This is a genomic window from Luteimonas sp. GW821-FHT14E02, from assembly GCF_058803905.1.
Genome location: NZ_JBXAPK010000011.1, coordinates 97,532 through 110,119, shown reverse-complemented (window position 1 = coordinate 110,119; position 12,588 = coordinate 97,532). Strand labels below are relative to the sequence as shown.

Sequence of the window (12,588 nt, the reverse complement as noted above, 5' to 3'; positions counted from 1 at the left end):
CTTGCGCGGCCTCGCGGCCGGCATGCTGCTTGCCTGCGCCTGTGCGGGCGCGCACGCGGGCGATGCGCCCGTGCTCATTGCCGACGTCCCCGGGATGCCGTCCACGGCGACGCAACCGCAACCACAGGCCCAGCCACCATCCCCGCCGGCCACGACGCGCAACGGCCGCGAAATCTACACCCGCTTCCGCGAAGGGCTGGCCGACCCCAGCTGTGGGCCGGACACCAGCGAACGCTGGCAGCGCCACTTCGCCAACGCCCCGAAACAGCTCGCCTCCAGCGACAGCGATTCCCTGGCCCTGTTCGGCTACGTGGTCGATGCCCTGCGCCAGGCCCATCTGCCCACCGAATATGCGCTGATCCCCTTCGTCGAGAGCGGCTACAAGCCGGGCGCCCGCAGCGGCGCCGGCCCGGCGGGGCTGTGGCAGTTCATCGCCCTCACCGCCCGCAATCACGACGTCGCCATCCGCCCGGGCTACGACGGACGCCTGTCCCCGGTCGAATCCACCCAGGCCGCGGTGCGTTATCTCAAGACCCTGCACGGCATGTTCGCCGGCGACTGGCGGCTAGCGGTGATGGCCTTCAACGCCGGCGAGTACCGCCTGCTCGGCGCGCTGAAGCGCAGCGGGCAGCAGGCGATGAACGCGCAGCCCGACAAGCTCGTCGGCCTGTCCGCCATCACCCAGGGCTACGTGCGCAAGCTGCATGCCCTGTCCTGCGTGCTGGACCGCGCCGACGACAAGGAAAGCTGGATGCAGGCGCTCGACCGCCCGGTCGCCGTGCTGGCGCCGACCACCTTGCCCGTCGGCATCCCCAGCCTCGACGCCTGGGCCGCCGCGCAGGGTACCGATGCCGGACTCGTGAAACGGCTCAACCCCGTCTTCCCGGATGGCCGCATCGTTCGCGGCGGCCGCGACCTGCGGGTGCTGGCACCGGTCACGGCCACCGCCGCAACCGCAACACCGGCATCCACCACTTCCGTTCCGGCCATCGCCACCGTGCCTTCCTCGAAACCCGAGGAAACGAAAGTGACGACACTCGCCGATGCGGAAACCGCCACCGAAATCGCCACCAACATCGCAATCGATCCCGCGTCGATACCCGCGACACCCGCGCGCACCCATACGGTGGCGCGTGGTGATTCGATCTGGCGCATCGCCCAGCGCTACGGCCTCAGCCGCGACGCCCTGCTCTCGCGCAACAACCTCACGATGGGTAGCAGGCTGCATCCGGGCATGGTGCTCAAGATCGACGAAGTCCTGTCGGGCTCCGGTGCGAGCGCCAGATAAAGCGCCGAAGTTCCAGCCCCCGCCTGCAAATCCCCGCCGCTTTGTGGCACGCCTCCACAGCGGGGATCGCGGCCGTCATGGCAAACTAGAGCGCTAGCTCAACTTCAAGAGAACGCCATGGGTTTCCTGCAAGGCAAGCGCGCACTGATCACCGGCATCGCCAGCGAACGTTCGATCGCCTCCGGCATCGCCGAAGCCATGCATCGCGAAGGTGCCGAACTGGCCTTCACCTATCTCAACGACAAGCTCAAGACGCGCGTGGACAAGGCCGCCGCGGAATACGGCAGCAAGATCGTGTTGCCGCTGGACGTCGCCGACGATGCGCAGATCGATGCCTGCTTCGCCGAACTGGGCAAGCACTGGGACGGCGTGGACATCGTGGTGCACGCCATCGCCTTCGCGCCGCGCGAGGCCGTGGCAGGTCAATACCTGGACGGCGCGACGCGCGAGAACTTCGCCCTCGCCCATGACATCTCCGCCTATTCGCTGACCGCGCTGGCCCGCGCCGCGCGTCCGATGATGCAGGGCCGCAACGGCGCGCTGCTGACGCTCAGCTACCTCGGTGCCGAACGCGCGCTGCAGGGCTACAACCTGATGGGCGTGGCCAAGGCCAGCCTGGAAGCGAGCGTGCGCTATCTCGCGCTGAACCTCGGTCCGGAAGGCATCCGCGTCAACGCCATCTCCGCCGGCCCGATCAAGACGCTGGCCGCCTCGGGCATCGCCGGCTTCCGCAAGATCCTCGGCCACGTCGAACAGAACGCGCCGATCCGCCGCACCGTGACCATCGAGGATGTCGGCAACGTCGCCGCCTTCCTGTGCTCCGATCTCGCCTCGGGCGTCACCGGCGAAGTCACCTATGTCGATGGTGGCTACAACATCCTCGGCATGACCGGGATCGAAGGCGGCGACTGATCGGAGAATTCCGCATGTCCGGAACCACAGCTCCCGGCGAATATCTCGTCATCTCCCGAGGCAAGTGGGACGCCTCGGCCGAACCGCAGCAGATACAACAGGCAATCGACGAGTTTTACGTCTGGATCGAACGTCACGTCGAGGCGGGACGGATGAAGCACGGGCAGCGGCTCGCGAAGGAAGCCAAACTCGTCCGGAAGCAGGCGATCATCGATGGCCCGTTCACCGAAGCCAAGGAAGTGATCGGCGGCTACTGGTTCATCCTCGCCGGCAGCCTCGAAGAGGCCGCGATGCTCGCCTCGGGCAATCCATGCCTTCAATACGGCTTGTCCTATGAGATCCGGCCGATCGATCCCGCGAAGGCCGATGCTTCCGTCGTCAGCTCGGAAACGCCGGACTGAAAACAATTCCGATAGCGGCGAACATGACGTTCGACTGCAACTGAAGCAGAAACGAAAAGCCCGGCATCACGCCGGGCTTTTTCGTTGCAGTGACGCGTCGTCCGATCAGAGACGCTCTTCGGCCACCGTGATCTTCATGCGCTTGCGCAAGGCTTCCACCAGCGAGGTCGCGTCCTCGGCACCGATCAACTGCCCGAACTGCTGACGCAACTGCATGCGCTCCGGCTCGCCGGCCTCCTTCGGATCGCCCGGCGTCACCTTGGTCACGGCGAAGACGACGATGCTGCCGTCCGGCAGCGACGCCTTGCCCGGCGACACCTTGCCGGCGGCCGGCGCGGGCGCTTCGAAATAGGCCTTGGTCGCGGCCGGATCCGGCACCGGCGCGGTGCGCGGCAGGCCGGGGACGTCCTGCACCGCCAGTTTCTGCGCGGCGGCGATGGTCGCCAGCGATTCGCCGGCCTTGAGCTTGGCCACCATGGCATCGGCCTGCGCCTCGGCGGCCTTGTGCCTGCGGTCGGCGCGGATCGCGGCAGTCACCTTGTCCTTCACCTGCGCCAGCGTCTGCGTGCGCTCGGGCGCGTGCTCGATGACGCGCAGGAACACGTTGTGGTTCGGGCCGATCTCGATCGGATCGCTCACCGTGCCGTCCTGGATCAGCGAATCGGAAAACGCCGCGCGCAACACCGCAGGATTGGCGGCGATGCCCTGCCCACTCGCGGCATCCTTGGTGATGGGGCCGAGCTTCTGCACCGGCAGATTGGCACCGGCCGCGGCGGGCGCCAACGCCGTCGGATTCTTCAGCACCTGATCGTAGAACTTGGTGGTGAGATCGTTGAAGGCGCGTTCGCGCTCGGATTCGCCGGATTCCTTCTCAAGCTGCGCGCGCGCGACTTCGAACGGCGTCTGCTGGCCGGTCTTCACTTCGCGCAATTGGATGATGTGCCAACCGAACTCGCTCTTCACCGGCTGGCTGATCTCGCCTGCTTTCATCGCGAACAAGGCATTTTCGAACGGGGCCACCATGTTCCCCTTCGTCACCCAGCCAAGATCGCCGCCGCTGGCCTTGGAGCCGGCATCGTCGGAATTGGCGCGTGCCAGCGCCGCGAAATCGGCGCCGGGCTGCCGCGCCTCGGCATCGAGCTTCTTCGCCTTCTCTTCCGCGGCCTTCTGCGTCTTCGCATCGGCGCCCGCCGCCACCTGCACCAGGATGTGCGAGGTCAGGCGCTGCTCGGGCTCCACGAAGCGCCCCGCCTTGATCTCTTCGTCATAACGCTTGCGCAGATCGCTTTCGCTCATGGCCGCCGTCGCCGCCGGCAACGTGCTGCCGTCGATATCGACGTATTCGATCGTGACGGTTTCCGGCGCGCGATATTCGGCCTGATGTTCCTGGAACCATTTCTGCGCATCGGCATCGGACACCGGCGCGGAGTCCTCGGCCGCCGGCGGCACGATCGCGAAGGACACGTCGCGCTTCTGGCCGAGCAGCTTGAGCAGGCGCTCCGTCTCGGCCGAGGTCACGAACGCCGATTGCGCCAGCTGCGTCGGCACCAGCGACTGCTGCAGCGAATCACGGATGCGCTGCTCGAAGCTGCGCGGTGTCATCGGCGGCGACTGCGCGGACAGCGCCAGCTGATAGCGCTGCGCATCGAACTTGCCGTCGACCTGGAACGCCGGGACCGCCTGGATCGCGTCGCGCACCTGCGCATCGCCGACCGCGATGCCGGCACGGCCCGCCGCCATCGCCAGCACCTTCTCATCGATCAGGCGATCAAGCGTCCTGCGCTTGTTCTCCATGGTTTCGAATTCTTCCGGGTCGAACTGCTCGCCCATGATCTGCCGCTGCTGCTGGCGCGCCTGCTCGAAGGCGTTCTTGAAATCGTTGGCGTCGATTTCCTCGCGCTGCCACAGCATCGTCACCGGCCACCATTGCGGCGCTGACGGCCACCACTGCGGCGGCGCCTCGATCTTGGCCGCGAACGTCACGTTGCGCGCGAACAGGTACTGCTCCATGCCGAAGAAGGCGAACGGCACGGTCAGCAGTGCCAGCACCACGGTCGCAAACCAGCCTGAGGTCTTGTCGCGGAGTTTCTGCAGCATCGGGAGCGCACTAGCGTCGGGACGGACCGCGCAGTTTACCTATATTCAGGCGAAAAGCCCGCTTTTGGCGCTGCGGGGCAGGAAGTCCGCCGCATCCGGAACCCGGGCCCCGGAAAAGCGGAAGCCCCGCATCGCTGCGGGGCTTCCGGGATAACTGGCGGAGTGGACGGGACTCGAACCCGCGACCTCCGGCGTGACAGGCCAGCATTCTAACCGACTGAACTACCACTCCGCGTTTTTGAAAAAGGCACGTTTGAAACCGTGTCTGAAAATTGTACAGCATCCAAGAATGAATCGCTTCACCTTGGAAGAGCCCGCGCGTCGCGTGTTGCTGGATCGCGCGGACTCGTAGAGGGGATCTGCATTTACTTGGTGGGTGCTGAGGGTTTCGAACCCCCGACCCTCTCCGTGTAAAGGAGACGCTCTACCGCTGAGCTAAGCACCCCCGATTCGGGACTGTCCCGATACCGTCGCCAAGGCGGCGGTGGCGGGCCGATTAGTTTACGGCATCCTTCAGCGCCTTGCCAGCCTTGAAGACAGGGGCCTTGGAGGCGGGGATCTGGATCTTTTCCTTGGTCTGCGGGTTCAAGCCGGTGCGCGCGGCGCGGCTGCGCACGTCGAAGGCGCCAAAACCGGTCAGGCTGACCGTGCCGCCGCCCTTGAGCGTGCTGGCGATGCCGTCGAGGACGGCGTCGACCGCACGGCCCGCATCGGCCTTGGACAGGCCAGCACTCTCGGCGACATGGGAAACGAGATCGTTCTTATTCATTTGGATAAAAGCTCCATTTACGAAAAGTGGGCAGGACGAATGTCCCGCGGGATGTCATGACTGGATTCCCCTGTGCGGCAATGCGCGGGCTGTTCCCGTCGACGATGCGAGGAGGTATGTGACGACATGCCTACTTCGCGACCGCGCCGTTATACCAGCGCCCTACAGCCCAGGCAACAAAAAAACGCCTGAAATCCGCGGATTTCAGGCGTTTTGCATTACGCGTGAATGTCAATGCTTGACATCCGCGGGGGCGGATGGCTTGCGCGAGACACGTGGAATTTTCTTCACCTGTTCTTTCACCTGCTCCTTCACGTCGCCTGCACCCGCGTTCGGCGTCAGCGGACGTTCCAGCGCGAGGTCGAGTACTTCGTCGATCCACTTCACCGGCACGATCTTCATCGTCTGGGTGACGGTCTTCGGAATATCGGCCAGATCCTTGCGGTTTTCCTCCGGAATGATCACGGTGCGGATGCCGCCACGCATCGCCGCCAGCAGCTTCTCCTTCAGGCCGCCGATCGCCGTGACCTTGCCGCGCAGAGTAATTTCGCCGGTCATCGCCACGTCGGCGCGCACCGGAATCTTGGTCAGCACCGACACCAGCGAAGTCGCCATCGCGGTGCCCGCGCTCGGGCCGTCCTTCGGCGTGGCGCCGTCGGGCACGTGCACGTGCACGTCGAATTTCTGCAGGAAATCCAGCTCGATGCCGAGGCGCTCGGCGCGCGCGCGCACCACCGACAATGCGGCCGATGCGGATTCCTTCATCACGTCACCGAGCTGGCCGGTGAGGATCAGCTGGCCCTTGCCCGGCACGAGTGTGGATTCGATCTGCAGCAGATCGCCGCCGACCTCGGTCCAGGCCAGGCCAGTGACCAGGCCGACTTCGTTCTCCTGCTCGGCACGACCGAAGTCGTAGCGCTGCACACCGAGGTACTTCTCGAGATTCTTCGACGAGACGCTGACGCCGCCCTTGGCCTTCTTCGCCTTCGCGCCCACCGGCTGCGGACCGGCCAGCGCGATTTCCTTCACTACCTTGCGGCAGATCTTGGCGATCTCGCGTTCCAGATTGCGCACACCGGATTCGCGCGTGTAGTAGCGCACGATGTCCTGGATCGCGCCATCGGCGATCTTCAGTTCCTCGGCCTTGAGGCCGTTCGCCTTCATCTGCTTCGGCACGAGATAGCGCGTGGCGATGTTGATCTTCTCGTCCTCGGTGTAGCCGGGGATGCGGATCACCTCCATGCGGTCTAGCAGCGGGCCTGGAATGTTCAGCGAGTTCGACGTCGCCACGAACATCACTTCGGACAGGTCGAGATCGACCTCGAGGTAGTGATCGTTGAAGGCGTTGTTCTGCTCGGGATCGAGCACTTCGAGCAGCGCCGAGGACGGATCGCCGCGGAAGTCCATCGACATCTTGTCGATCTCGTCGAGCACGAACAGCGGGTTCTTGCTGCCGGCCTTGTTGAGGTTCTGCACGATGCGGCCCGGCATTGAACCGACGTAAGTACGGCGATGGCCGCGAATCTCGGCTTCGTCACGCACGCCGCCGAGCGACATGCGCACGAACTTGCGGTTCGTCGCCTTGGCGATCGACTGGCCGAGCGAGGTCTTGCCGACGCCGGGCGGACCGACGAGGCACAGGATCGCGCCCTTCATCTGCTTCACGCGCGTCTGCACGGCGAGATATTCGAGGATGCGCTCCTTCACCTTCTCCAGGCCATAGTGGTCGGCATCGAGCACGTCCTGCGCGGCCTTCAGGTCCTTGCGGACCTTGCTGCGCTTCTTCCACGGCACGCCCAGCAGCCAGTCGAGATAATTGCGCACCACCGCGGCCTCGGCCGACATCGGCGACATCTGCTTGAGCTTGTTGAACTCGGCCTTGGCCTTGGTCTCGACCGCCTTCGGCATGCCGCTCTCGGCGATCTTGCGCGCGATCTCGTCGAGGTCGTTGGGCGCGTCGTCGATCTCGCCCAGTTCCTTCTGGATCGCCTTCATCTGTTCGTTGAGGTAGTACTCGCGCTGCGACTTCTCCATCTGCGATTTGACGCGGCCGCGGATGCGCTTCTCCATCTGCTGCACGTCGATCTCACCGTCGACGAAACCGACCAGCAGTTCGAGGCGATCGGCCGTTTCGATGGTTTCGAGCAGGCGCTGCTTGTCGGCCAGGCGCACGCCCAGGTGCGCGGCGATGGTGTCAGCCAGGCGGCCCGGCTCGTCGATGCCGGAGAGCGTCTGCAGCAGTTCCGGCGGCAGCTTGCGGTTGGTCTTGACGTACTGTTCGAACAGCGACATCAGCGAGCGCGCCACCGCTTCCACTTCGCGGGTTTCGCGGGTGTCGGTGGAATCGATGACCACGCCGGTGCCGGTGAGCGAACCGTTGCGCGAGACGACTTTGTCCACGCGCGCGCGCGCGACGCCTTCCACCAGCACCTTGATGGTGCCGTCGGGCAGCTTCAGCAGTTGCAGCACCTGCGCCAGCGTGCCGATCGCATAGAGGTCCTCGGCGCCGGGGTCGTCGACCTCGGCCGATTTCTGCGCGACCAGCAGGATGCGCTTGTCGGACTCCATCGCCTGATCGAGCGCATGGATCGACTTGTCGCGGCCGACAAACAGCGGGATCACCATATGCGGGAACACGACGACGTCGCGCAGCGGCAACACCGGCAGTTCGAGCGTTTCGTGTTCGGTGGGGTGTGTCATGGGGGCTCCGAAGGAAGACAGCGGGCGGCCAATCCGGCCGCCATGGCGGTGTTATGGGGCCCCGGCCGGGACGATGCAAGCACGGAACCCCTGTCATCCTTGGCAGGATGACAGGACGCCTTCCGAATCAATACCTTAGGTGGCTCGGACAGACATTTCCGCAGCCGGGACGGAGCCGCCCGCCCCGGCCGCGGGCGAACCGTTCACTGGGGGTTGATCCGCAGCATCGCCGCCTTGGACGGCACGCCTTCCTTGTTGATCGCGAACAGCAAGTAGAAGCCGGGCGGCGTCTGGTAGGCCTGGACGGGGAGATCGACCTTCAGCGTCCCGGGAAATGCCGAGAACGGGAGTTCCAGGAAGCGCTGGTCCATGTCGAAGGAGTGCGTCACCGAACCGGCCTTGATCAGCACGACACGGCTGATGGACCGGGCCTGCGGCGTGCCCACGACGATCTGCTGGCCGACACCCGCCGTCATCGGCGCCGACAGGATCGTCGGCCGTGGCGCCCGCCTGCCCTTCGCGTCGAACAAGTACGGCGGGTAGTAGATCTCGGCATTGAGATTGCGCTGCGGACCGGGCGCGCCGCCGCCCATGGTGAGGATGGTGGCATCCGGCAGCAGCAGCGAGGTGGAATGGTAGAGCCGCATCTGCTTGGCGGTGGCGCCGAGCGTCCAGGTGTTGCTACGCGGGTCGTAGATCTCGCTGGTATAGGCGACATGATCGTCGACATTGTTCACCGCACTGCCACCCGAAACGAACACGCGCCCGTCGGGCATCACCGTGGCGTTGCCCCAGTGCCGGGCGTACTGCATCGGCGGCAGCGCGGTCACCTGCGGCAACCCCGTGCTGATGTCGATCAGGCTGGCGTTGCGGCTGGCCGCGTCCCGATTGATGCCGCCGCCGACCTGCAGGATGCGGTCTGGCGCGAACATCACCGCCGAAGACGTGCCGCCGATGTTGTCGGTGGGGAACGCACCGCGCGCGATGATCGTTCCGGCGCCGTTCGGATCGACTTCGTACATCGCCTTGTTGGCGATGCCGAAAATCTTGCCGTCCTTGTTGACGAAGTTGCGCGGATAGCCGCTGGCCAGATTGCCGGTCGGCGCGCCCGTCAGCAGGCGGAATTTGCCGTCGGTGCCGCGCACTTCCGGATAGTCGGCGCCGCCGGTGCCGCCTTGGATGTAGACCTCGCCGTTGGGCAGCGTGGTCGCGGTGGCGTACCAGCGCTCACGGTTCATCGTGCCGGTGCGCGTCAGGCTGTCGTCGATCGGACGGTACAGCGTGACGCCGGCGTTCGGCGCGTTGGTCGAACGTCCGTTGAGCGTGACATCGCCGCCGTAGATCTCGACATCGCCACTGGGCAGCAGCAACTGCGCGCTGCAGAAGATGTCGACGTTGGTGTTGTTGGGCAACAGCTGATGCGATGCCGCGTCGAGGCCGAGTTCCGGATCCCAGACGTCGTAGACGAACAGGCCGGTCTGCGTGCCATTGGCATCGCTGCCGTAGCTCAGCACGCGGCCTTCCGGCGTCAGCACGGCATGGATGCCGATCAGCGGCCAGTCGAGGACGGGCGAGAAACTGCCCTTGACCGGATCGCCGGTGTCCGGAACGGCGCTCGAGGCGCCGCCTTTTCGCGCGAGATCGAGGAGCCCCGGCAGGATGGCTTCTCCACGCACGACCTTGTTGACGTCAGGCACCTGCACGGCGGCGAGAAAGCCGTTGTCGTGCCCGTTGGCATCGAACGGAGGCGGTTCGGAAGTGGAAGGAGGATCGAAGGAAGGGTCGTTGCTGGCCGCGTAAGCCGCGATCGCCAGCACGCCAATCGTCAATGTGCCAAGCGCCAGCCCGTGGCGCCGGCTGCGGTGAAGCGTTGGTTTCATTGTCTCGGTCTGCTGTGTGGGTGGTGATGTCGATCACGCAAGCAGCCACGCATGGCGCCCCCTGCCCACCGATTCGCGTCGTTTATCATGCCTTTTATGTGACGACACTCACATAAAAACAAGGCTGTAGTGAAAAAAACGTTACTGGATTGTTGGAGCGCTTCCTCGCGGGCTTAAAGCCCTCGCGCACGACATGACGGCGCCGCGGTCGAAAAGCCGGTGCGCGTTTGCATGACGAAAACGGATGACGTCGCGGTAGGGCCGCAGAGCGCGGAATCGGCGAAGAATGTTGACGAAACAAGCCGCCCTACTCTCGAGCAGCGGCCTTCGTCGGGCGTTGGCATGTCTTCCTCGGCCGTGACGCGGAGCCGGGAAAATTTGCGGTGCGATCGTTGCGACAAGGAAGCAAAACCAGTGCGCCAAACAGCGCACCGGGATGCATCGGAGTGCCCTTTATTCGGCCGAAGCGACCTTGGGCTGGACCGGCGTGTTCTGGTAGATCAGATACGGATCGGACTTGTGCTCGATCACCGATTCGTCGACCACCACCTTGCTGACGTTTTCCAGCGACGGCAGGTCGTACATCGTATCCAGCAACACCGACTCGACGATGGTACGCAGGCCACGCGCGCCGGTCTTGCGCTTGAGCGCCTTGCGCGCGATCGCGGCGAGCGCGTCGGGGCGGAACTCCAGCTCCACGCCTTCCATCTCGAACAGCTTCTTGAACTGCTTGCTGATCGCGTTCTTCGGCTCGGTGAGGATCTTCACCAGCGCGGCTTCGTCCAACTCTTCGAGCGTGGCGACCACCGGCAGGCGGCCGACGAACTCGGGGATCAGGCCGAACTTGATCAGGTCTTCCGGCTCGACATCGGCCAGCACCTTGCCGACCTCAGTCTTGCGCTCAGAGCTCTTGATCTTGGCGCCAAAGCCAATCCCGCCGGCCTCGGTGCTGCGCTGCTGGATGATCTTGTCCAGACCTGCGAACGCGCCACCGACGATGAAAAGGATGTTGCGCGTGTCCACCTGCAGGAATTCCTGCTGCGGATGCTTGCGCCCGCCTTGCGGCGGCACGCTGGCGATGGTGCCTTCGATCAGCTTCAGCAGCGCCTGCTGCACGCCTTCGCCGGACACGTCGCGAGTGATCGACGGGTTTTCGCTCTTGCGCGAAATCTTGTCGATCTCATCGATGTAGACGATGCCGGCCTGCGCCTTCTCGACATCGTAGTCGCACTTCTGCAGCAGCTTCTGGATGATGTTCTCGACGTCCTCGCCCACGTAACCGGCTTCGGTCAGCGTTGTGGCATCGGCCATCGTGAAGGGAACATTGAGCAGACGTGCCAGCGTCTCGGCGAGCAGTGTCTTGCCCGAACCGGTCGGACCGACCAGCAGGATGTTCGACTTCGCCAGTTCGACGTCGTCGTTCTTCTGCCGGCTCTCGATGCGCTTGTAGTGGTTGTACACCGCCACGGCGAGCGTGCGCTTGGCGCGCTGCTGCCCGATCACGTACTGGTCGAGAACCTCGAGGATTTCCTTCGGCTTGGGCAGGCTGCTGCGCGCCGACTGGGCCTTTTCCTCGAGTTCCTCGCGAATGATGTCGTTGCACAGCTCGACGCATTCGTCGCAGATGAACACACTCGGGCCCGCGATCAGCTTGCGGACCTCGTGCTGGCTTTTCCCGCAGAACGAGCAGTACAGAATCTTGTTGCTGTCGCCGCCGGAACGGCCGGGTCTGTCTTCGCTCATGCTTTCGCCAATCTGTGGTGCGGAGTCATAGGGTTACGGCCCGAGAATAGCATGCTGCGCAACGCGCATGCGGGGACCGGAATCAGGGCGACCGTAGCCGCCAAATAACTGATTCTGCATTGTTTTTCGCCGATCCGCTTGCCTGATCCTGCCAATCACGCCGGCTTACGCCGGCTGGATCGACTCTTCCGGGCGCCGTTCGAGCACCTGATCGACCAGGCCGTATTCCTTCGCCGCCTCGGCACTCTTGAAGTTGTCGCGCTCGGTGTCGTGGGCGATGGTGTCCAGCGGCTGGCCGGTGTGACGGGCCAGGATCTCGTTCAGGCGCTGGCGCATGGACAGGATTTCGCGGGCGTGGATGTCGATGTCCGTGGCCTGGCCCTGGAAGCCGCCCAGCGGCTGGTGGATCATCACCCGCGAGTTCGGCAGCGCGTAGCGCTTGCCGGGCGCGCCGGCCGCCAGCAGCACGGCACCCATGCTGGCCGCCTGGCCAACGCAGATCGTGCTCACGTCCGGCTTGATGAACTGCATGGTGTCGTAGATCGCCATGCCGGAAGTGACGATGCCGCCTGGCGAGTTGATGTACAGGCTGATGTCCTTTTCCGGATTTTCCGCTTCCAGGAACAGCATCTGCGCCACGATCACGTTGGCGACCTGGTCGTCGATGCCGCCGACCAGGAAGATCACACGTTCCTTCAGCAGGCGCGAATAGATGTCGTAGGCACGCTCGCCGCGGCTGGTCTGTTCAACCACCATCGGGACGAGGTTCAAGGCTTTGGTTTCCATCTTTCCACCTGC

General features: G+C 64.6%; 9 protein-coding genes and 2 tRNA genes. 3 read left to right on the top strand and 8 right to left on the bottom strand.

Annotation, left to right across the window (positions count from 1 at the left end):
- The first annotated feature begins 1 nt into the window (after position 1).
- The 3 genes from AC1RNP_RS16780 to AC1RNP_RS16770 all read left to right on the top strand — a co-directional run bounded on the left by AC1RNP_RS16780 (position 2) and on the right by AC1RNP_RS16770 (position 2,601).
- Positions 2-1,288 (top strand): lytic transglycosylase domain-containing protein, encoded by a 1,287-nt coding sequence (locus AC1RNP_RS16780; protein WP_493052452.1) that lies wholly within the window; start codon positions 2-4, stop codon positions 1,286-1,288.
- 117 nt (positions 1,289-1,405) lie between these two features.
- Positions 1,406-2,200 carry an enoyl-ACP reductase FabI gene (locus tag AC1RNP_RS16775; RefSeq protein ID WP_493052422.1) on the top strand — a complete coding sequence of 265 codons (795 nt, stop codon included), beginning with the start codon at positions 1,406-1,408 and terminating at the stop codon, positions 2,198-2,200.
- Between the two features lie 14 nt (positions 2,201-2,214).
- On the top strand, positions 2,215-2,601 hold the full coding sequence (locus tag AC1RNP_RS16770; RefSeq protein WP_493052421.1) for a YciI family protein: 387 nt from the start codon (positions 2,215-2,217) through the stop codon (positions 2,599-2,601).
- Positions 2,602-2,706: 105 nt separating this feature from the next.
- Here AC1RNP_RS16770 and AC1RNP_RS16765 read toward each other — a convergent pair whose 3' ends face one another.
- The 8 genes from AC1RNP_RS16765 to clpP all read right to left on the bottom strand — a co-directional run bounded on the left by AC1RNP_RS16765 (position 2,707) and on the right by clpP (position 12,576).
- Positions 2,707-4,698 (bottom strand): SurA N-terminal domain-containing protein, encoded by a 1,992-nt coding sequence (locus AC1RNP_RS16765; RefSeq protein ID WP_493052420.1) that lies wholly within the window; start codon positions 4,696-4,698, stop codon positions 2,707-2,709.
- A gap of 155 nt (positions 4,699-4,853) precedes the next feature.
- Positions 4,854-4,930 (bottom strand) — tRNA-Asp (locus tag AC1RNP_RS16760).
- Positions 4,931-5,068: 138 nt separating this feature from the next.
- Positions 5,069-5,143: transfer RNA gene (locus tag AC1RNP_RS16755), tRNA-Val, on the bottom strand.
- A gap of 51 nt (positions 5,144-5,194) precedes the next feature.
- Positions 5,195-5,467, bottom strand: a complete 273-nt coding sequence (locus AC1RNP_RS16750) for an HU family DNA-binding protein (protein ID WP_493052419.1) — start codon at positions 5,465-5,467, stop codon at positions 5,195-5,197.
- A gap of 231 nt (positions 5,468-5,698) precedes the next feature.
- On the bottom strand, positions 5,699-8,167 hold the full coding sequence (lon, locus tag AC1RNP_RS16745) for an endopeptidase La (protein WP_493052418.1): 2,469 nt from the start codon (positions 8,165-8,167) through the stop codon (positions 5,699-5,701).
- Positions 8,168-8,370: 203 nt separating this feature from the next.
- Positions 8,371-10,047 (bottom strand): galactose oxidase early set domain-containing protein, encoded by a 1,677-nt coding sequence (locus tag AC1RNP_RS16740; RefSeq protein ID WP_493052417.1) that lies wholly within the window; start codon positions 10,045-10,047, stop codon positions 8,371-8,373.
- Positions 10,048-10,500: 453 nt separating this feature from the next.
- Entirely contained in the window at positions 10,501-11,790 is a 1,290-nt protein-coding gene (clpX, locus tag AC1RNP_RS16735; RefSeq protein ID WP_226469866.1) for an ATP-dependent Clp protease ATP-binding subunit ClpX, read from the bottom strand.
- Positions 11,791-11,955: 165 nt separating this feature from the next.
- The gene (gene clpP / locus AC1RNP_RS16730; protein ID WP_493052415.1) at positions 11,956-12,576 is read right to left on the bottom strand and encodes an ATP-dependent Clp endopeptidase proteolytic subunit ClpP; all 621 of its coding nucleotides are present in this window, start codon (positions 12,574-12,576) and stop codon (positions 11,956-11,958) included.
- Between the last annotated feature and the right edge of the window lie 12 nt (positions 12,577-12,588).

Coding starts and splice junctions, on each gene's coding strand:
- clpP (WP_493052415.1), bottom strand. CDS start 12,576: ATGGAAACCAAAGCCTTGAACCTCGTCCCGATGGTGGTTGAACAGACC.
- AC1RNP_RS16775 (WP_493052422.1), top strand. CDS start 1,406: ATGGGTTTCCTGCAAGGCAAGCGCGCACTGATCACCGGCATCGCCAGC.
- clpX (WP_226469866.1), bottom strand. CDS start 11,790: ATGAGCGAAGACAGACCCGGCCGTTCCGGCGGCGACAGCAACAAGATT.
- AC1RNP_RS16750 (WP_493052419.1), bottom strand. CDS start 5,467: ATGAATAAGAACGATCTCGTTTCCCATGTCGCCGAGAGTGCTGGCCTG.
- AC1RNP_RS16740 (WP_493052417.1), bottom strand. CDS start 10,047: ATGAAACCAACGCTTCACCGCAGCCGGCGCCACGGGCTGGCGCTTGGC.
- AC1RNP_RS16765 (WP_493052420.1), bottom strand. CDS start 4,698: ATGCTGCAGAAACTCCGCGACAAGACCTCAGGCTGGTTTGCGACCGTG.
- AC1RNP_RS16770 (WP_493052421.1), top strand. CDS start 2,215: ATGTCCGGAACCACAGCTCCCGGCGAATATCTCGTCATCTCCCGAGGC.
- lon (WP_493052418.1), bottom strand. CDS start 8,167: ATGACACACCCCACCGAACACGAAACGCTCGAACTGCCGGTGTTGCCG.